Here is an 18765-nt window from a genome sequence, read left to right as displayed (position 1 = left end):
TTATGGCTGTTTCAGTGAAGAAGGAAATCGATATCGCGGCCTCGGTGCCCGAAGTGATGGAGGTCCTCGCCGACGTCGAGTCGTTGCCCACGTGGTCGACGGCCCACACGTCCGCGGAGATTCTCGACAAGGACGAGGAGGGGTGGCCTCTCAAGGTGCGAGAGGTCATCTCCCAGTTCGGCGTCAAGGACACGATGGTCCTCGACTACGAGTGGTACGAGGGCGAACTCTCGTGGACCCTCGCCGAGGAGAGCTCCGCACAAAAGGCTCAGGAGTGCCGTTACCAGCTCACCGATAATGGCGACGGGACGACGCACGTCGAGTTCGACCTCACCGTCGAGCTCAAGCTCAAGCTGCCCGGTCTCGTGGTGAAGCAGGGGCAGAAGCTCGCCGCCGATACCGCGACCAAGGGCTTGAAAAAGGAGACCGAGCGTCGTTACGGCTAGTCTCGCGCGGCGTCGAGACGATCGACCGCCTCGCGCGCCTCGCGTGCCGGCACCTGCCCGGGCGCCGAGGCCGCCGCGACCGTGCAATACGTGGCGCACGAACCGAAGGCGGGCGCCGCGACTCGGGTGACCTGCCCGAGGCCTCCCATCGCGATGGCTATCAGCGGGACCTCCGACTCCTCCGCGGCCAGCGAGGTGGCATACATCAGCTCGGTGACGTCGGACGCCGAAGCGGGCATGACCGCGAGCTTGGCGACCGACGCCCCGGCCTCCGCCATCGCGGCGAACACCGCACGCACCTCGTCCGCAGGCAGCGCGCGATCGAAGTGATGCTCCGATAACACGACGGGCGTGCCCGCGCGTCGGCATGCGTCGAGGGCCGCCGCGGCGAGGGTATGGGAGCGCTCGACGTCAACAAGCGCCACACCCTGCGCCCGGGCGAGCCGAGCAACCAGAGCGAGGTAGTTGTCCGGCAGGTCCGGGCTGGCCGCGGGAGGATTCGGGCGCAGCTCCGGTCTGCCCTCCTCCGCCGGGGTGCGGTATGTGGCAAGGATCGGCATGCCCGGCAGCAGGTCGGCGATGACGGCGAGGGCCGCGTCGATCTCGCCTTCGTGGGCGGCCGGTTCGAATCGATCGACCCGCCACTCGACGAGGTCGACAATCCCCGGCCCCAGCGCCGCGATCTGCTCGCATTCGGAGCGCAGCCCCGCGGTTTCGGCGGAGACGAGCGGGACGATGACGGCGGTGCGCCCGGCGCGCAAAGGGGCGGGAAAGCTCGGCATGGTTATCGAGCTTTCCCGCCCCGTGAGCGATTCGTCAACCCGCGCAGTTCTGTGGTGCAGGCCGGTCGAGCACGCGATCGACGAGGTAGTCGTTCACCGTGTTGATGTTGGTGAGATACGGGGTCATGTGATTGATCGCCGAACGCGGGACGATCGGCGGGAGCCCGTCGGTGACGAACTCGACGTCCGTGCCCCCGGCGCACCACGTGGCCGCGGCATTCTTGATCGGCTCGTAGGGGATGACGTCGTCGTTGAGGTTGCCCTGCAGGCGAACCGGGACCGCGGGTGCCTTCTGCCCCAGCCGTTGACTGTCCATGAGCTCGCGCAGTTCCGGGCGCCGCTCGATGATCTGGTCGAGGGATTCGCCGGTGGCGGTGAACTCGTTGGTCGACCTCAGCGGGAAGGTGAGGATCGAGTCGCCGATGCACTGGTTCGCCGTCTTGTCGAGCATGTGGCGACCCGCGTCGCTGAGCTCCTCGTCGAGCACGGTCTCGAGCTCGGGTTCGGCGGCGACGAAGGAGTTGACCGCGTAGCCGATGACTCCGGCGATGAGATTGCCGTCGACCTGCTTGAGCGTGGCGCGCAGATCGAGCGGCGGTGCGGAGGCGTTGACGCCCTTGAGGTTGAGCTCGGGCGCGTACTCGGGTGCGGCTTCGGCTCCAGCGGCGGCCGCGCCTCCGCCCTGCGAATAGCCGGTGACAACGACCGGGGATTCGGGCGACAGGCGGCCATCGGACGCCGCGATCGCCGAGCGCGCTCCGTCGAGCACGGCGTGGGCCTGGGCGTCGCTGTGGACGTAGGTGTGCTGCCCCGGCGTGCCGAGGCCCTCGTAGTCGGTGACGAGCACGTCGAAGCCGCGGTCGACAAGCGTCCACGCGGCGAGCGCCTCGTAGCCCGGGGACAGGCTCGGAGGGGACGTGGCCACGTTGATGCCGGTCTCGAAGTTGCGGGAGGGCGCGCACTGGTCGCCGGCGCCCTGGGTGCCCGGGGCGACGACGGCGAGCGGGCGCTCGCCGCCCGGCGCGGGTGCGGTGGAGCGGATGTAGGTGCCGGTGACGGGCACCTCCCCGCCGCGCGCGCCCACAGAGGTGTACATGATGCGCTGCGCATCGCCCTTCCACAGTCCCGGGAGTCCATCGAGCGCGAGGTGCATGGGCTCGGAGCGAATGATCTGTCCGGTCTCCCCACCGGGGAGTTCGGCCGGGGGTGCATAGAAATCGGGATGGGTGAAGCCGTTATCGGACACCGACTGGGCGGAGGCCGTCGGCGCCATCGCCGCAGCGCCGGTGCCGGCGAGCGCAAGTGCGCACGTGCCTGCCGCGATGGTCCGGAGCCCTCGGCGAAGGGCTGAGGGCGTTCGCGACGCGCCTGCGTCAGGCGGAGTGAGCTGAGTCGTATTCATGGCGCTCACGATACGAATTTCGACCCCCGCCCGAGGGCTTTTCGGGGTTTTCGTTCCGCGCGAGTCGGTGCCGGAGTGCCTTGTGTGTGGAGGTGCTAGAGAAGGCCGAGTTCGCGCCCCTTGGCGACTGCGGCTGTGCGCGAGGAGACGTCGAGCTTGCCGAACACGTGAGTGAGGTGAGTTTTGATCGTCGCCTCGGAGACGCCGAGCTCGCGCGCGATCTTCCGGTTCGTCTCGCCCGACGCGACCGCCTTGAGGACCTCGTGCTCGCGCGGCGAGAGCTCGGTGTCCGGATGCGCCTGACGGCCGGTGCGCAGGTTACCCATCAGCGTCGCCTGCACGGCCGGGGCCAGCGCCGATTCGCCACGCGCCGCCGCGCGGATCGCCCCGACGAGCTGATCGGGTTCGGCATCCTTGAGCATGTAACCAACCGCGCCGGCCTCGATGGCGCCGAGGATCTCGGGGTCGGAATCGTAGGCCGTGACCACGAGCACCGCGGGCGCGTCCTCGCGGGACCGGATCGCGCGCGTCGCCTCCACCCCGCCCGGGGTAGAGCCCAGCTCTCCGACCTCCCCGAAGCGCAGGTCCATGAGGACGACATCGATGTCGCCGATGCGGGCGCGCTCGATTGCCGCCTTCGACGTCGACGCCTCGGCGACGACCTCGAGATCGTCCTCGGCCCCGACGAGTGCGGCGAGGCCGCGTCGGACGACCGCGTGGTCGTCCGCGAGAAGTAACCGGATCGTGCTCATCGCGTGGAATCCTCCTTCGAGGCCGCAGCGAGGTCGCCGTCGCCTGCGACCATTCGTACAGGTGCGGTGGCGCCCAGGACCGTTCCCACCCCGGGCTGGGAGTCGATGCTCAGCCGGCCGCCGAGCTCGTCGAGACGTAGGCGCATGTTCTCGAGCCCGAAACCCTCGGCCTCGCCCAGCCGGGCGGTGTCGAAGCCGGTTCCATTATCGCGGACGATCAGCTCGATGCCGTCGCGGGCGCGGGTCGCCGAGACCTCGATCTGCGTCGCATGTCCATGCCGCACCGCGTTCGACACCGCCTCCTGTGCGATCCGCACGAGCGCCGAGGACACCCGCACCCCGCCGTCGACGTCCCCGGTGCCCGTGACCCGCACGCGCGGGCGGGTGCCGTCCGGGAGTGCGGGCGCGTGCAGTGCGACGCGCTCGAGCGCACCCGCGAGCGTCGTACCCTCGAGTACCGCCGGGCGCAGGGCGGCGACGACCCGGCGAGCCTCGTGCAGCGAATTTCCCGCCGTCTCGCGGGCCAGGCGGATGTCGTCGATCGACGGGTGCTCGGGGGCCGAACGCTCGACGGCGCGCAGCAGCATCTGGATGCTCGCCAATTCCTGTGCGATGGTGTCGTGGATTTCCCCGGCCAGCCGCGTCCGCTCGGCCTCCTGTCCCGCCGCACGCTCTTTCGCCGCGAGCTCGGCCCGTGTGTCCATGAGCGAGCGATAACCGACGGCCACCGCGATCGCCGCGGCCGCCGCGACCGTCGGCCCGGCGACTCCACCGATCGTCCACTCCTGTTGGGTGCCAATGGTGACCACGGCGATCACACAAACGAGGACCACCGCGAGCGAGCCCGAACGTAGCGGCAGCACGTGCAGGCACAGGAAGAACAGCGGGAACGCGAGGTAGGCCGCCGAGGGAACGTGGACGATGAGCAGCGTCCACAGCACAACGAGAGCCGCGACCCACAGGAGCGCCCCCTGTCCGCGGGCCAGGCGCGGCAGGACCGCCCCGAGGCCGTAGACCAGGAGCAGGCAGGATGCGGCGGCGAGAGAGAACAGCCGTTCGCCGTCATCCAGCGAAAAGGCCTGTACGACCGCGACCAGCCACAGTCCCGCGAACAGGGCGTGCAGCGCCCAGTTGAGGGCGAGCATGACGTGGTCGGGCGCCTGGTGCGCGGTGCCTGATGGGGCGTCGATCATGCCCCTGAACTTACGTGTTCTCCCGATGCGAATCAGCGTGTACGGGTTACGCGGGGCGGAACGTGGAGGACAATGGGGGCGGAAGACGTGCGCAGGGCACGGGAGTAGACGCTCGAATCGAGGAGGTGCGCCCGAAAATGCGAGTGGCATTGGCGCTGGGATCCGGCGGTGCGCGCGGGTACGCGCACATCGGCGTGATCCGCGAGCTCGAGGCGCGGGGGCACGAGATCGTGGCGATTTCCGGGTCGTCGATGGGTGCGGTTGTCGGCGGACTTTATGCCGCGGGCAAGCTCGACGAGTTCGAGGAGTGGGTGCGCCCGCTGACGCAGCGCGATGTCGTGCGGCTCATCGATCCGGCCCTCACCGGCGGTGGCGCGATGCGCGCACGGCGGGTGATGCAGCGCTTGTCGAAGATCCTCGACGGCGCACGCATCGAGAACGCCCGCATCCCGTTCACCGCCGTGGCGACGGACATGCATTCGCGGCGCGAGGTGTGGTTCACGCGCGGGCCGATGGACGTGGCGATGCGCGCCTCTTTCGCGATTCCCTCGGTGATCACGCCCGCTGTGGTGGGGGAGCGGCTGCTTATTGACGGCGGGGTGATGAACCCGGTGCCGGTCGAGCCGCTGATCGCGACGAACGCGGACATCATGGTCGCCGTCTCGCTCACCGGTCGGCGTGGAGATGCCCTCGGCTCGGTGATCAACGAGTCCTCCGACGAGGCCGAGGAGGACATCGAGGCGAAGGTGAAGAAGGCCGACGATGCCCCGCACCGGATCGAGGACCGGGCGACGCGGCTGCGGGCGGCGACCTCGGAGATGTTCGACCGGGAGATGACCCGCTTTATCGCCAACCGCCTACTGCCCGCGCTCGAGGACTGGGAGGTCGGCAAGACCCAGGCGGGCACGAAGGTGCGTAAGCGGCTCGCCGGCAAGGTCTCGCCCGAGATGGTCGCAGACGCCGGCGCCACGTCGAACTACGACGCCGCGGAGGAGATGGTGAGCGACGAGCTCGACCACGCGATCTCGCCCGGCGCGGTCGCGGAGACGTACGGTACGCTGCCGAAATCTCTGGGCATGTTCGACGTCGTCGTGCAGGCGCTCGACGCGGTCGAGGCCGTGATCACCGGGTACCGCCTCGCCGGGAACCCCCCGGATATCCACATCTCGGTGCCGGCGAGCACGTGCACCGCGTTCGACTTCCACCGCGCCGAATACGTGATCGGCGTCGGGCACGACCTATGTACCGAGGCGTTGGACCGCGAAAAGCTCTAGGGCGACCGATGGGGAAATCGCCGGTAACGAGGATGTGAAAAACGCCCCTTCCGCTTGGCGGCGCCGCGAGCGGCGGGTCTACTGTGGTCGGTATGGCATCAACATCCCTCGCGCAGTCCGGCACGGCACAGTCCACGCTCATCGTCGGGGAGAGTGCACATGCCGAGGGAGTCGAGCGGATGCTCGCGAGCTTCCGCGCCATTCCGGCCGAGCGCCGCGTTCGCCTGGCGAAGAAAACCTCTAACCTGTTCCGCGCCCGCCAGTCCGCGCAGGGCCCGGGGCTCGACACCTCGGGGCTCACGAAGGTCATCTCGGTCGACCCGGAAGCTCGCACCGCGGACGTGCAGGGCATGTGCACCTACGAGGATCTCGTCGACGCGACGCTACCGTTCGGTCTCATGCCGCACGTGGTGCCGCAGCTCAAGACGATCACCCTCGGCGGCGCCGTCACCGGGCTCGGGATCGAGGCCACCTCGTTCGCGCTCGGCCTGCCGCACGAATCGGTGCTCGAAATGGATATCCTCACCGGCACCGGCGAGATCGTCACGGCCCGGCCCGGGGGCAGCGAGCGCGAGCAGTCCCTCTACCGCGGATTCCCCAACTCCTACGGTTCGCTCGGGTATTCGCTGCGCCTGAAGATCACGCTCGTACCGGTGGCCGAGTACGTGGCAGTGCGCCACGTCCGCTTCCACGACATCGCCGAACTGACGAAGGCGCTGGACTCCGCCGTCACAAATAAGGCCTATGACGGCGAGGGCGTCGACTTTATCGACGGCGTCGTGTTCTCCGGCGACGAGATGTACCTGAGCTTCGGCCGAATGGTGTCCGCGGACGAGATCGGGGCGGACTCTCGGCCCTCGCGCTACGACGGCATCGGCGACAAGCAGGCGATCTACTATCGATCGCTGCAGCACCCCTCCGGCGTGGCCACCGACGTGCTGCGGATCCGCGACTACCTGTGGCGCTGGGACACCGACTGGTTCTGGTGCTCCCGGGCCTTCGGCACGCAGAACCCGAAGGTGCGCAAATTCTGGCCGCAGCAGCTGCTGCGCTCGTCGTTCTACTGGAAAATCATCGGACTCGACCACAAATACGACCTCGGCAATAAGATCGGCGCGCTCAAGGGCGAGGGCCCGCGTGAGCGCGTGGTGCAGGATGTCGAGGTGACCATCGACCGGCTGCCGGATTTCATCTCCTGGTTCCTGCGCGAGGTGCCGATCGAGCCGCTGTGGCTGTGCCCGCTGCGACTGCTCGACAAGGGCGATGCCACCACGGCCGGGGCTGGTCCCGGCGCGGGTAGGCCGTGGCCGCTGTACCCTCTCGAATCAGGAACCACCTACGTCAACATCGGTTTCTGGTCGTCGGCCCCGATCGAGCCGGGCACGAGCGAGAACGCGTGGAACGTGCGTATCGAAGAAGAGGTGTCGAAGCTCGGCGGACACAAGTCCCTGTACTCCGATGCCTTCTACGACGAAGCGACCTTCGCCGCGCTTTACGGCGGGGAGCACGCCGACCGACTCAAGGCGGAATTCGACCCCGACGGGCGGTTCCCCACGTTGTATGACAAGACCGTGCGCGCACGGTGATTCGCGGCGAGCGGCGCACATTCGCGTCGCCGGCGCGTCGAGACTGATAGCGATAAAAAGATAAAGCACTTTCGGAGGTAGAGCGTTGTTGATGGGGCGCAAGGCCGGCACCGGAGCCGAGCCGATGACGATTGGCGAGATCATTTCTTCCGTTGCCGACGGTGAGGCGTCGCCGGTGCGCATCGAGGCTTACGACGGCAGCTCGTTCGGGCCTGCCGTCTGCCCGTTGGTAGTGCGGCTTGTCTCTCCCGAGGCGCTGCAACAGTTCGTCCTCGCGCCCGGCGACCTCGGTCTGGCCCGCGCCTATCTCACCGGATCGATCGAGGTCGACGGGGTGCACCCGGCGGCGCCGCACGATATTTTCGGCGCGCTCGAGATCCTGCGCAAGAAGATGGCGCACAAGCCGGACCTCGCAACCGCGCTGCGCATCGCGAAGTCGGTGGGGTTGAAGAACGTCAACCCAGGCGTGCCGGTGCCGGAGATGGAAGTCATGCCGCCGTGGCGGCGTGCCCTCTCGGGTCTGCAGCGGCACTCCAAGGAGCGCGACTCGAAGGCCGTCTCGTACCACTACGACGTGTCCAACAAATTCTACGAGTGGGTACTCGGCGAGTCGATGACCTACACGTGTGCCTGCTACCCGAACGCCGGGGCCTCGCTGGAGACCGCGCAGGAAAACAAGTATCGCCTCGTGTTCGACAAGCTCGGGCTGAAGGCCGGGGACCGGCTTCTCGACGTCGGTTGCGGTTGGGGCGGAATGGTGCGCTACGCGGCACGCCGCGGCGTGCACGCGATCGGCGTGACCCTATCGAAAGAGCAGGCCAGCTGGGCACAGGCCGAGATCGAGAAGCAGGGCCTGGGCGAGTTCGCCGAGGTGCGGCTGCAGGACTATCGCGACGTGCCCGAGGGGCAGTTCGATGCGATCAGTTCCATCGGCATCACCGAGCATATCGGCCGCGATAACTACTCGTCGTACTTCGGCAAGCTGCGCAGCCTGCTCAAGCCCGGCGGGCTGCTACTCAACCACTCGATCACGCGGCCCGAGAACTCGCGCACGACGAAGGCCGGAGCCTTCATCGATCGCTACATCTTCCCAGACGGCGAGCTCGCCGGGCCGTCGATCATCTCGGCCGAGGCCGAGAACGCCGGTTTCGAGACCATCCACTCCGAGAACCTTCGCCCCCACTACGCCTTCACGCTGCGCGATTGGTGCAAGAACCTAGAGGCCCACTGGGACGAGGCGGTCGAGGAGGTCGGCCTACCGATGGCGAAACTGTGGGGCCTGTACATGGGCGCGTGCCAGTACGGATTCGAGACCAACGTGATCCAGCTCCACCAGTTCCTGCTCGTCAATCTTGACGACGAGGCGGGGAAGTCGTGGACGGTGCCGCTGCGCCCCTGGTGGGAGGCCTAAGGCGAAGCCTTGGTGATGTCGGGGAACGGCGAGGCTTCCTCCAGCTCGAACGCGATCTGCAGCAGAGTGGCCTCGTCCCCGCGGGCAGCGCTGAAGTGCACCGAACCGGGCATGCCGTTGCTCGTCGCGCCGTGAGGAAGCGAGATCGCGGGCCCGCCGCCGACGTTGTTGAACGGAGTGAAGCTGACGTACTTCTCGAGCCGATCGAACAGTTCCTCGAAGCCGAGTGCCGGCGACATGACGCCGAGCTTCGGCGTGGGGTGGCTCAGCGTCGGGCTGAGGATGAGGTCGAGATCCTCGAACGCCGCGTCGTAGAGCGCGGGTATCTCGCGAAGACGTCGCACCGCGGGCGCAGTCTTGTGGATGTTCTTGGCCCAGTGCTTGGCGAGTCCCTTGGTGAACGGGTCGAGCTTACGAGGATCGAAATGCCGGCCGTGGCTCAGAGTGCTCTCGAGCATGAGGAGCGCCGCAGACAGGCCCCAATACAGCGTGAAGTCGCGGGAGAACTGCACACCGGCGGGCGGGGCGATCTCGCTGACGCGGTGCCCGGCGGCGACGAGAAGCTCCGCTACGGAATCCACGGTGGCGACGACCTCTGGGGCGACAGTGGTGAGGTCGGAGGTGCGCAGCACCCCGATCTCAAGGCGCCGTTCGCCGGGACCGGTGACGTTGCCGATACGCGGCAGGTCGGGGCTCGGCGCTGTGGCCTCCATTCCCGCCATGAACCGCGCGGTGTCCCGGACGGTACGGGTGAGCGCACCCTCGGCGACGAGATTCACCGGTAGCCGGCGTACACCGGGCTGGTCGAGATGACGCTCTCGGCTCGGCTTCAATCCGACGAGGCCGGCGGCCGCGGCGGGGATGCGGATGCTTCCTCCGCCGTCATTCGCGTGGGCTATCGGCAGGGCGCCCGAAGCGACGAGTGCCGCGGACCCGCCGGACGATGCGCCGACGGAATAGTAGGTGTTCCAGGGGTTGCGGGTGGGTTCGCGGTCGACCCATTCGGTGCTCGCGGTGAGCCCGTACTCGCAAAGCGTCGTCTTGCCGAGAAGCGCGAAACCCTGGGCGAGATACTGCGCGCCGGAGGGAAAGTCGACCTTCGCCGGATGCGGGCGGATGGCGGCCGAACCATGGCAGCTGGGCAGGCCGGCGATATCGGTGTTGTCCTTGACCATCGACGGCACGCCCGCGAACGGGCCGGACCCGAGCGAGCCGGACGTCTGCGCGCGGGCGCGGTCGAAACACTCGAAGGCCGTCGCACCCAGCTGCGGATTGACGCTCTCGACCCGGGCGATCGCGGCCTCGGCGGCCTCGGCCGCGCTCATCGCGCCCGCGCCGATCGCCTCGGCGATCCCGGTGGCGTCGAGTGTGCCCAGAGCGTCGTCGGTGAACGAATGAACTCGTGTTGCCATGGCCGAAAGTACCTCGCCTCGTGCGCCTCGACTCGCGGGATTAACACCGCGTGTCATTTTGGACGAGTGTACAAGAGGGGCTAGTACGGCGCCTGGGAAAGGAAGTTCGCGGCCATCGACACCGCCGGCTTGGAGCTGTCCGCCTCCTGCATGAGCACCGCGAACGCGAGGTCGCCGGCGTAACCGGTGAACCAGCCGTGCGGGTCGCCCATCCCGGTTTCCGCAGTTCCGGTCTTGCCCCGTAGGTCGGGGATTCCGCCGGCGCCCGTCCCGGTGCCCGAGGTGACGACCTGGCGCATGTAGTCCTGAATCGTGCTCGCCACGGCCGGGTCGAGCGGCGCCGGCGGGTTCGGGACGGTCGCGGGCTCGCCCTGGAAGAACGTGGGGAGCACGAGGTTACCGCCCGCGGCGACCGACGCCGACATCAGCGCGAGGCCGAAGGGGCTGGCCGTGACAGTGCCCTGTCCGATTGAAGCCTCGACGCGCGCCGGTCCCTGCTCGGCAACCGGCACCTCGCCCGTGTAGGCGTCGAGCCCCGGGATGGTCATCTCCGTGCCGATGCCGAGCTGGGCGGCGGTATCGCGCAGCGCGGTGTCGGTGAGCCCCGAGGACAGCATCGCCTGAGTCGTGTTGCACGAGCGGGCGAACGCGGTTCCCATCGAGACCTGGCCGAGCGCGAATTCGTCCTCGTTGGGGATCGTGCGCCCGTCGACGCTGGCTACGCCGGGGCACGAGACGGTGTCGTTCGCTCCGACGACGCCGGCGCCGAGCGCCGCCGAGGTCGTGACCACCTTGAACGTCGACCCCGGAGGGAAATGGCCCTGCAGCGCGACCGGGCCGAGCGAGCTCGCCGAGTCGTTCTGTGCGACGGCGACCACCTCGCCCGTGGACGACCGGATCGCGACGATCGACGATGCGAATCCGCTGCCGGAGACCGCCGATTGCGCCGCGGACTGGATAGCCGGATCGAGCGTGGTGGTGATGTCACCGATGGGCTCGGGCGCGGCGGACGCCAACTCTTCGCGGATGACGCCGGAGGAGGCGATTCCCGCGGACCATCCTCCGCGCTCGCCCATGCGTTCGCGCAGCGGCTCCTCGACCGAACTCATCGCGGGCGAGGGGAGCCCGACACTGATCAGCCTGTGGTCTTCGTCGAGGATCACGTTCTCGGTGCCAGCGAGCTGCTCCCGGATCGGCGCAATGTCCTCTTCGCGGAGGCTGACGACCGTGTAGTTCTCCGGTTCTTCCTCGCCGGATTCCGCGGCGCCGTCGATGGCGCGCTGGGCGCCGTCACGAATCGACTGTGCGGTGATTTCCGGAAATTGCTGCCCGACCAGTGCGGCTACCTGCTCGGGCGCCTGCGACTCCGGGCCGATCGCGGAGGTGGGGATCTGCACGTTGGTCACCGGCAACCACTCCATGGATGGCGAGCCGTCGGCGGCGAGGACGCGGCCCGAGTAGTCCAGCTCGTTCTTCAGCAGTAGCGAATCGCCCTCGCCGAAACGGTCGTCGAGCACGGCCGGGGACCACTCGACCTTCCACTCCTCGCCTACCTTCGTCATTTCGGCGGCACCCGTGCCGGTGATCGTGCGGGGGTTGCCGTCGCGGTCAGGGGCGAGATTCCACGTCATTCCCAGCGACACCGTTCCGTCCGGGAGGTCTCCGTCGCCACGATCGATCTCGAGGTCGGGACCCTGTTCGTCCGTTGTCAGCCCCGAAATCGATTTCTCGATGGACGCGCGCGCGGCTTCCGGATTGCTGGTCAGGACTGCCGCAGCCCCGGCGTCCTCGTTGTTCAACGCCTCGATAAAGGAATCGAGCTCGGACGATCCGTTGTCCGGGCTGAAGACCGAACAGCCACCGAGAGCAAGCGTCGCGGCAAGGGCGGCTGCGGAAAGCCGAGTCCATGGCCGACGGGAAGGACGAGTTACAGGTGCCATGGTTGCAAATACTAGGCACTTCGGAGGTCACGTGGAGGTGTGACGGTGCGTCGTTACGCCAATGTTAGGTATGAATATTTCGGCGGCGCTTAGAGTTTCGTCGTCCCTGCGCCGCGGATCTCGCGATGGATCGACTCCATCCTCTTATCGAGGAGGTTGGCGGTTTCTGCCGCCTCGGTAAGCTCGGCGAGCAGTCGGGAGGGGACATCGCGGTCGTATTTATAGAAGGTCTTGTGTTCCAGACTCGCCCAGAAGTCCATCGCGATCGTTCGGAATTGGATCTCCACCTTGACCGGCTCGGACCCCGTCGACAGGTGCACAGGGGTCTCCATGATCGCGTGCAGGCCGCGGTATCCGTTGGGCTTGGGTTCGGCGATGTAATCCTTGAGCTCGATCGTCCGTATGTCCGGTTGCGCATCGAGCAGTTGCTGCATTCGGTACGTGTCGCCGATGAACGAGCAGGTCACCCGAACGCCCGCGATATCGGTGAGGTTCTCGTGCATGGACGTCACGCTCAGCGGTAGGCCGCGTCGCCGCAGCTTTCCGACGATCGAATCGAGGCTCTTGACCCGGTCGGAAATGTGCTCGATAGGGCTGTATTGCTCGCGGATCGAGATCTCGTCGCGGAGGATCTGCAACTTGGTCAGGACCTCCTGGATCGCGAATCTGTACGGCATGAAGCCCTCGTTGAGCTTTCTGCCCGCCTCGAATGCGCTCTCCAGCACCTCGGGTGACGGTGCTCCGTCGGCGTCGCGGCCCTCGAAGGGGAGGAGAGGGCCGTCGGGGTCCGGAACGTTTTCAGCTGTCGTACTCACAGTCACCAGTGTGCCTAAACAACCACAAGGCGCCCCAGGAGGACACTGGGACGCCTCGTAGAAGTGGGTGCGAAGACCTTAAATCAGATGCTGGAGCCGGCGGGGATCGGAGCGCCGACGACGTCGCCTGCCAGCGGGTTCCACACGTAGATGGACTGCGTTTGCGGCGCCTCGGCGTTCGGGTCGTCGCCTTCCGGGGCCTGCTTCTCGTTGACGACGGCGGCGAAGTCGAAGAACTGCTGGCCGAGCGTCGTGTTGCCTTCGGGCTGGGTCTTCGTCGGGGTGCCGGCGTTGACCAGCACGACCTTCGTCGGCGAGGAGCCGGTTGCGCCCTCGGTGGAGAGCTCCACGGCGCCGAGGTTTCCGCACGAGCTCGCGACGTTTTCAACGGTCCAGCCCGGGAAGTCGCCCTCGAAGTCCTCGGGCGCAGGGGTCTCCTCGGCGATTGCCTCGGCGTCGAGACCGCATTCTGCACCCGGTGCTTCCGCATCGCCCTCGGCCGGTGCCGCTTCGCCGGTCGTATCGTCGGCGGGGGTGTCCTGCTGCGCCTCGGGGGCGGCATCCTCAAGTGCGCCGTCGACGGGCGCCTGTTCGGCCTGCTCGGGTGCGGGGGCGGCGGGCGCCTCCTGGGCGCCGGCCGGTCCTGCGCCGATCACGGTGGCGGCGGCCATCGCTCCGGTGGCGATTGCAAAGCTCTTACGACGAGTGTTCACAGTGCGGTCCTTTCATCTTGGCTCTGGGTAGGGCCTCGAAATGTTCGCGGGACCAACGTAAGGGGCCGTGCAAGCGGGAATCAACACCCGGAAACGAAGACTCAGTTTCCTTATTCTGTGTAAATCCGGGCGTGGACGCGAAAAACCACATACGTCACAACTGTCACACCAGCAACACGCCCCTCTAGGTTCGTGGCGAGGAAATAGGCTTTGAACTGCGGAAAGTGTTCTGGCGCATCGATGGTGCGCAAGTGTCGCGAGGTGCACACGTTCGTATCCGTCGAATCGTGCGGGATCGGAGCGCGCCGCAGGGAGAATACGCAGATTTATTTATTTTCACGTGCTGATTCAGGTTCTCCGCGATCCTGCAATGCTGCGAGTGCACGGGTTTTCTGCGCGAATGTACCGCCCAATGTAAGCGAGAGTGAGCGCGAGCGAATATCTCGCGCGCCACATCAGAGGTCGGGGTCGTCCCCGGTCGTGGATCCGGCGCTCGCGGAGGGGGCCGGAACGGAAACGTCGGCGGGTGCCGTACTCACCTGCAGTTGCTTCTCGGTCGTTGTGCCGGCCGGATTCTCGGCGACCGCGTCAACTGTGAACGATTCGTTCGCGCCGAGCGGCTCGGTCGTCGCCCACGCGGTCGTGCGCCCCTGCGTCTGCTCGACCGCGGCCCCTGAGATGCTTGCGTCGTCGCTGTCCCGTGAGACCGAGACGTCGGTGAGGAAGCCGCCGGAGGCTTCCACGCGGATGGGAGAACCGGGCGAGAGTGGCTCTCCGGCCGCACCCGGGATGGTGATGACGGCGGACGCCGGCGCCGGGCTCACCGTGGCGCTGCTCCCTGCTCCTTCGGGAGGTCCGACGGAACATCCCGCGAGGGCGTACGCGGCCGCGGCGGTAAACAACGCGCAGCCCACACGGCGGAAGGCTCGCGCCCTGGGCGCCGCCGAATCCAACCGCTCCATGTCCGCCCCCTCCCCGGGAAAATGCTGTCGCCGAGGACGCGCTGGGCACCCGCGGCCGGATACGTGCAGTATGCACCGCGGTGTGCACAATGAGCACTTATTTATTCCGCGGCCCGGACCCGCGCGCGCCCGGAAGCCGAGGAGAAAAACCGAAGAAATAGCGATGACGGCGGAGGATCCGATCCTCCGCCGTCATCGCGGAATCAGTGCTCGGGGCGAGTGCGCCCCAGGGGGCGAATTAGATCGCGCCGCCCGCAGCGGCCGGCGGGGTGCCGGTGTTCGAGGAGGCTCCGCCGCCCTCGCGAGCGAGGTGACGCTCGACGTCGAACCAGTTGTCGCCCGCACGCTCGGCGATGGTGACCATCGTGTCCATGTTGGCGACCTCTTCGACCTGCTCGCGCAGGAACCAGAGGATGAACTGCTCGCCGAGGGGGTCGTTCTCCTCGCGTGCGGCATGGAAAAGTGCCTCGATCTGGCCGGTGACCTTGACCTCGTGGGCCTGGGCGGCCTTGTATGCGTCGAGCGGCGACTCGAAGGCGTTGCGCGGGGCTTCGATGGCGCTGACCTCGTAGGACTCGCCGCGGTCGAGGAGGTACTGGACCATCATCATCGCGTGGTTACGCTCGCCGAGCGAGTGTGCGTAGAACTGCGAGGCGATCTGCGGGAGGTCGCTGGCATCGGCCCACACGGCGATGGCGACGTACTGCTGCATAGCGCCGAACTCGTTGGCGATCTGCTCGCGGAGAAGATTGTGGAACTTGGAAGCCATGATGTGCCTTCCTCTCATCTTTGTCGGTTGTTGTTTCCGTCTTGCTTTGGTAGAAACCATACGCCGATCAAATTTGCACGGCCACCAGCGAGAACGTGTTTTCCACCCGAGTGGGTATAAGTTCGCAGCCCCCCTTAATCGAGTGGAGGGCAGGCTCCACTTACACCAAAAAGGGTGTGTGATCCTAAGGATTTCGCGGCCGGATCTGCTCTGCGGTCCGGTACCGCGACGAAACACTTCGGGCCGTGGGGGACGACATACCTCCGGTGAGGGTTCACGCTCGTGGTTTTCGCACCCGCGCGGCGCAGCCCCTCGCCGCCTGAGAGGGGCCGCAGGGCCGCCGGGCACAATGGAGACCGAATTACATACGTCGACGCGGGAGGCGCGAGTGGCCGGTGGATGGAAGCTAGCGATCGACTTCGGCACGTCCAATACGGCGGCAGCGCATACGTCGCCGAGGAGTGGTGAGGTCGAGCCCGTGGCGCTCACGCACGGCGGCAATCTGTTGCCGTCGGCGGTGTACGCCGAGCCGAGCGGCGCGATCGCGGCGGGCGCCGCGGCGGCGAACCGCGCGGAAGGTGACGCGTCAGGGTTCATGCCATTCCCCAAACGCGCCATCGGCAGTAACACGGTGCGGCTACGAGACCGCGAGGTCGCGGTCGTCGACCTCTTCGCCGCCGTGCTTCACGTCGCCTACCGCTCGGCCTGCCGCAAGCACGGAGATATCCCGCCGGAAAAGGTGGTGCTCACGCACCCGGAGGCCTGGGACGATTCGGCGCTGCTCGCGCTCAAGGAGGCGTCCCGCCGCGCGGGGATCGACCCCGATTCGCTGCTTTTCGTGTCGGAGCCGCGCGCGGCCGCCACTTATTACACGACCACCTCGAACCTGCAGCCGGGCGAGCGCATCGGCGTATTCGACTTTGGCGGCGGAACCCTCGACATCGCCATTCTGGAGGCCGTCCCGGGTGGCGACTTCCGCATTCTCGCCGCGCGCGGCGACAACGGTATCGGCGGCCGAAACTTCGACGCGCTCATCCGCGAATGGGTCTTCTCCCAGCTCGACGACTCCAACCCACCGCTTGCCGAACATCTGCGTTCGGGCGCGTCGACCTCGTCGCTTCGCGCCCTAGATATCTCGGTCCGCGCCGCAAAGGAGGTTCTCTCCGAGGAAGCCTCCGCCTCGATTTCCGTGTCGACGTCTGTGGGGGCCGAGACGCTCCTGCTCACCCGCGCGGAATTCGACGGACTCATCGGCGCGGAGATCCAGCGCGCGGTCGAGCTCACCTGGCAGGCCATGTCTGACGGCGGAGTTGCGCAGAATGGCCTGCGGGCGCTGTATCTCACGGGCGGGTCGAGCCAGGTCCCGCTGATCCACTCGCGTCTGTCCGAGTTCGCGCCGGTCGCCACCCTCGACGACCCGAAAACCGTCGTGGCCCAGGGCGCACTCCTCGGCGCGCTGCGAGTCGAGCAGATGCAGCCTCCAGCGCAGTCCGAGGACTACAACTTCGCCCAGCACGGTTTCGCGCCGGCCCCGGCGCTCGACGGCTCCGGGCCCGCACAGGGGCCACAGCAAAATGTCGCCGGTCCACACCAGGCGGCGTCCCCCCAAGCCGGGAGCGGCAGCAAGAAGAAGAGCGGCGGGCTCAGCGGAGGAAAGTTGGCCGCGGTAATCGGCGCGGCCGTTGTGGCCGTCGCGGTCGCCGTCGGAGGCACCTACTTCCTCACGAGCGGCGGATTCGGCGGCGCGGAATCCTTCGTCACCGATCCGGTGGGCGAGGGGCCCGACGGCATCACCGCAGCTCTCCCGGAGGCGATGCGCAACGTCACCACGTGCGAGGCCAAGGAACAGACCGCGCCATCGGGCAAGACCGTTCCGGGCGCCCAGTGCATGGCGGACAACGAGGCCGGCGCACTCGGCGAGAAGTCGTCATACTCGTTCCCGGCCTACGTCGATGAGGTCGCAGCGATTTCACTGGTCGACGAGCAGCGCGCCGACGCCGCGAACCCGGAGAGCCGAATCAAGGTCACGGAGATGACGTCGGACAGCGGCAACGTTCTCGGCTTCATACAGGAGGGGCAGGGGTTCCTCTCGCTCCTCGTGGTCAACACGGCGAACCACCTCATCCTCGACTCGTTCTTCCCGGGCGATGTGGCCGCGGCCGAAACTCTGTGGGAATCGAGCGGCTTCGCCGCGATGTAGCGTTGTGCCGCGCTACATGACGGGTTCGAGGATCTCCCGCAGCTGGGTCCGCGCGCGGTTGATGCGGCTCTTCACCGTCTGGACGGGAACACCTTGGTGCGCGGCGATATCGGAGTAGGTGAGTTCGGCGTATTCGCGCAGGACGATCGCCTCGCGAAAGGCTTCGGGGAGCTTTGTCAGCGCGTCTTGGACGGCCTCGACCACGACGACTCGCTCATCGATGCGGGGTGCGCTCGAGGCGAGGTCGGTGTCGATGTTCTCGTCGGGCATGTCCCGGCGCTTGCGAATGACGGCGAGCGCCGCGTTCGCAGCGATGCGGTGAATCCAGGTGGAGAACTTGGCATCGCCACGGAACTTGTCGAGGTTCTGCCAGGCGGCGGTCAGAGCATTCTGCAGGGCATCCTCTGCGTCGTGCTGGTTTCCAGCGATACGTAGGCACACGGCCCACGTGCGCCCGCGGTACCGGCCGACGAGCTCTGCGAACGCGTTCTGATCGCCCGTCCGAGCGCGTTCGAGCAGCTCGGTGTCGGTGGATTGCACGCCCGGTTCCCCTTCGTGTCAGTCGTCAGAACGCCGAAGGATCGTCTAAACCTGAGGCCCCTTCGTCTTGTTCGACGGTACCTAAGTCCGCCGAATCTGGGTAGGGCTCGGTCAATTCCGGCTGGTCGATCGGCGTTTCGGGTGGCGCCAGAATATCCGATTCGGGCTCCGTGGAGTCGATATCGTTCACATCGTCGGCGGCGGCGTCCGAGTCATCCGCGGCGAGCGGATCGTCGTCCGGGGCGGAGGGCTCGTCGTCGAACTCCGACAGGTCGACGTCATCGCCGGCGGGATCCGGCACGGCGCCGTCATCGGCGAGATCCGGATCCGAGGCGAGGTCGGCATCGCCGGGGACCTCGATGTCCTCGGGCGGTGGTGTGGAAGGGTCGACGGCTACTGCGAGCGCGTGCTCCCAGAAATCGGCCGGCAGTTCCGCCGGAGCGAGGTCGGCAAGGCCGAGCCCATTGTCGTCTGCCGGAGTTGGTTCCGGTTGTGTGTTCACTGCACGTTCTCCAATGCAGGTTCAGCGGTAGCTGTAAATGAGTTCCGCTTGACGGGTATAGCTGAT

17 protein-coding genes are annotated in these 18765 nt (G+C 67.2%); 5 read left to right on the top strand and 12 right to left on the bottom strand.

What is annotated here, in order from left to right; translation table 11 throughout:
- Positions 1-2 precede the first annotated feature (2 nt).
- On the top strand, positions 3-446 hold the full coding sequence (locus BJL86_RS15540) for an SRPBCC family protein (RefSeq protein ID WP_067478807.1): 444 nt from the start codon (positions 3-5) through the stop codon (positions 444-446).
- On the opposite strand, the gene aroD is transcribed toward BJL86_RS15540, so the two are convergent.
- The 4 genes from aroD to BJL86_RS15520 all read right to left on the bottom strand — a co-directional run bounded on the left by aroD (position 443) and on the right by BJL86_RS15520 (position 4575).
- Positions 443-1228 carry a type I 3-dehydroquinate dehydratase gene (gene aroD / locus BJL86_RS15535; protein WP_067478804.1) on the bottom strand — a complete coding sequence of 262 codons (786 nt, stop codon included), beginning with the start codon at positions 1226-1228 and terminating at the stop codon, positions 443-445. The genes BJL86_RS15540 and aroD overlap by 4 nt on opposite strands.
- A 34-nt stretch (positions 1229-1262) precedes the next feature.
- Positions 1263-2630: a lipase family protein gene (locus BJL86_RS15530; RefSeq protein WP_082908772.1), complete on the bottom strand. Its 1368-nt coding sequence runs from the start codon at positions 2628-2630 to the stop codon at positions 1263-1265.
- A 95-nt stretch (positions 2631-2725) separates the two neighbouring features.
- Positions 2726-3382, bottom strand: coding sequence for a response regulator (locus BJL86_RS15525; RefSeq protein WP_067478801.1), 657 nt, complete (start codon positions 3380-3382; stop codon positions 2726-2728).
- Complete coding sequence (locus BJL86_RS15520) at positions 3379-4575, bottom strand: sensor histidine kinase (RefSeq protein WP_197487688.1); 1197 nt, start codon at positions 4573-4575, stop codon at positions 3379-3381. The genes BJL86_RS15525 and BJL86_RS15520 overlap by 4 nt, the downstream gene beginning before the upstream one ends.
- Before the next feature lie 137 nt (positions 4576-4712).
- Between BJL86_RS15520 and BJL86_RS15515 the strand changes: the two genes are divergently transcribed.
- The 3 genes from BJL86_RS15515 (at position 4713) to BJL86_RS15505 (ending at position 8846) form a co-directional block, all read left to right on the top strand.
- Positions 4713-5849, top strand: a complete 1137-nt coding sequence (locus BJL86_RS15515; RefSeq protein WP_082908770.1) for a patatin-like phospholipase family protein — start codon at positions 4713-4715, stop codon at positions 5847-5849.
- Positions 5850-5941: 92 nt separating this feature from the next.
- The gene (locus BJL86_RS15510; RefSeq protein WP_067478798.1) at positions 5942-7435 is read left to right on the top strand and encodes an FAD-binding oxidoreductase; all 1494 of its coding nucleotides are present in this window, start codon (positions 5942-5944) and stop codon (positions 7433-7435) included.
- A gap of 91 nt (positions 7436-7526) precedes the next feature.
- Positions 7527-8846: a class I SAM-dependent methyltransferase gene (locus BJL86_RS15505; protein ID WP_067478795.1), complete on the top strand. Its 1320-nt coding sequence runs from the start codon at positions 7527-7529 to the stop codon at positions 8844-8846.
- Here the strand turns inward: BJL86_RS15505 and BJL86_RS15500 are convergent.
- The 6 genes from BJL86_RS15500 to BJL86_RS15475 all read right to left on the bottom strand — a co-directional run bounded on the left by BJL86_RS15500 (position 8843) and on the right by BJL86_RS15475 (position 15457).
- On the bottom strand, positions 8843-10258 hold the full coding sequence (locus tag BJL86_RS15500; RefSeq protein WP_067478792.1) for an amidase: 1416 nt from the start codon (positions 10256-10258) through the stop codon (positions 8843-8845). The genes BJL86_RS15505 and BJL86_RS15500 overlap by 4 nt on opposite strands.
- Positions 10259-10338: 80 nt before the next feature.
- Positions 10339-12198, bottom strand: a complete 1860-nt coding sequence (locus tag BJL86_RS15495; RefSeq protein WP_075845094.1) for a penicillin-binding transpeptidase domain-containing protein — start codon at positions 12196-12198, stop codon at positions 10339-10341.
- An 89-nt stretch (positions 12199-12287) separates the two neighbouring features.
- Positions 12288-13013 carry a GTP pyrophosphokinase gene (locus BJL86_RS15490; protein WP_231887357.1) on the bottom strand — a complete coding sequence of 242 codons (726 nt, stop codon included), beginning with the start codon at positions 13011-13013 and terminating at the stop codon, positions 12288-12290.
- Between the two features lie 83 nt (positions 13014-13096).
- Positions 13097-13726: a hypothetical protein gene (locus tag BJL86_RS15485; RefSeq protein WP_156896136.1), complete on the bottom strand. Its 630-nt coding sequence runs from the start codon at positions 13724-13726 to the stop codon at positions 13097-13099.
- A 455-nt stretch (positions 13727-14181) separates the two neighbouring features.
- Positions 14182-14550, bottom strand: coding sequence for an Ig-like domain-containing protein (locus tag BJL86_RS15480; protein ID WP_067476436.1), 369 nt, complete (start codon positions 14548-14550; stop codon positions 14182-14184).
- Positions 14551-14926: 376 nt separating this feature from the next.
- A complete protein-coding gene (locus BJL86_RS15475) occupies positions 14927-15457 on the bottom strand; it encodes a ferritin (protein ID WP_067476433.1) in 531 nt (176 codons plus the stop codon).
- Between the two features lie 349 nt (positions 15458-15806).
- On the opposite strand from BJL86_RS15475, the gene BJL86_RS15470 reads away from it, so the two are divergent.
- The gene (locus BJL86_RS15470; RefSeq protein WP_197487622.1) at positions 15807-17657 is read left to right on the top strand and encodes an Hsp70 family protein; all 1851 of its coding nucleotides are present in this window, start codon (positions 15807-15809) and stop codon (positions 17655-17657) included.
- Positions 17658-17669: 12 nt separating this feature from the next.
- Here the strand turns inward: BJL86_RS15470 and BJL86_RS15465 are convergent, their stop codons facing one another.
- Both BJL86_RS15465 and BJL86_RS15460 read right to left on the bottom strand, forming a co-directional pair.
- Complete coding sequence (locus tag BJL86_RS15465) at positions 17670-18197, bottom strand: RNA polymerase sigma factor (RefSeq protein ID WP_067476429.1); 528 nt, start codon at positions 18195-18197, stop codon at positions 17670-17672.
- 25 nt (positions 18198-18222) lie between these two features.
- Positions 18223-18699, bottom strand: a complete 477-nt coding sequence (locus BJL86_RS15460) for a hypothetical protein (RefSeq protein ID WP_067476427.1) — start codon at positions 18697-18699, stop codon at positions 18223-18225.
- Positions 18700-18765 lie beyond the last annotated feature (66 nt).

Source organism: Dietzia timorensis (assembly GCF_001659785.1).
Taxonomy (GTDB): Bacteria; Actinomycetota; Actinomycetes; order Mycobacteriales; family Mycobacteriaceae; genus Dietzia; species Dietzia timorensis.
Note: the sequence above shows the minus strand (reverse complement) of the source record. Positions and strands in the feature narration are given on the sequence as shown.

Bases quoted from the DNA above. Each gene is read 5' to 3' on its own strand.
- BJL86_RS15470 (WP_197487622.1), top strand. From the start codon at position 15,807: ATGGAGACCGAATTACATACGTCGACGCGGGAGGCGCGAGTGGCCGGT.
- BJL86_RS15540 (WP_067478807.1), top strand. From the start codon at position 3: ATGGCTGTTTCAGTGAAGAAGGAAATCGATATCGCGGCCTCGGTGCCC.
- BJL86_RS15500 (WP_067478792.1), bottom strand. From the start codon at position 10,258: ATGGCAACACGAGTTCATTCGTTCACCGACGACGCTCTGGGCACACTC.
- BJL86_RS15525 (WP_067478801.1), bottom strand. From the start codon at position 3,382: ATGAGCACGATCCGGTTACTTCTCGCGGACGACCACGCGGTCGTCCGA.
- BJL86_RS15505 (WP_067478795.1), top strand. From the start codon at position 7,527: ATGGGGCGCAAGGCCGGCACCGGAGCCGAGCCGATGACGATTGGCGAG.
- BJL86_RS15510 (WP_067478798.1), top strand. From the start codon at position 5,942: ATGGCATCAACATCCCTCGCGCAGTCCGGCACGGCACAGTCCACGCTC.
- aroD (WP_067478804.1), bottom strand. From the start codon at position 1,228: ATGCCGAGCTTTCCCGCCCCTTTGCGCGCCGGGCGCACCGCCGTCATC.
- BJL86_RS15530 (WP_082908772.1), bottom strand. From the start codon at position 2,630: ATGAATACGACTCAGCTCACTCCGCCTGACGCAGGCGCGTCGCGAACG.
- BJL86_RS15495 (WP_075845094.1), bottom strand. From the start codon at position 12,198: ATGGCACCTGTAACTCGTCCTTCCCGTCGGCCATGGACTCGGCTTTCC.
- BJL86_RS15475 (WP_067476433.1), bottom strand. From the start codon at position 15,457: ATGGCTTCCAAGTTCCACAATCTTCTCCGCGAGCAGATCGCCAACGAG.
- BJL86_RS15520 (WP_197487688.1), bottom strand. From the start codon at position 4,575: ATGATCGACGCCCCATCAGGCACCGCGCACCAGGCGCCCGACCACGTC.
- BJL86_RS15515 (WP_082908770.1), top strand. From the start codon at position 4,713: ATGCGAGTGGCATTGGCGCTGGGATCCGGCGGTGCGCGCGGGTACGCG.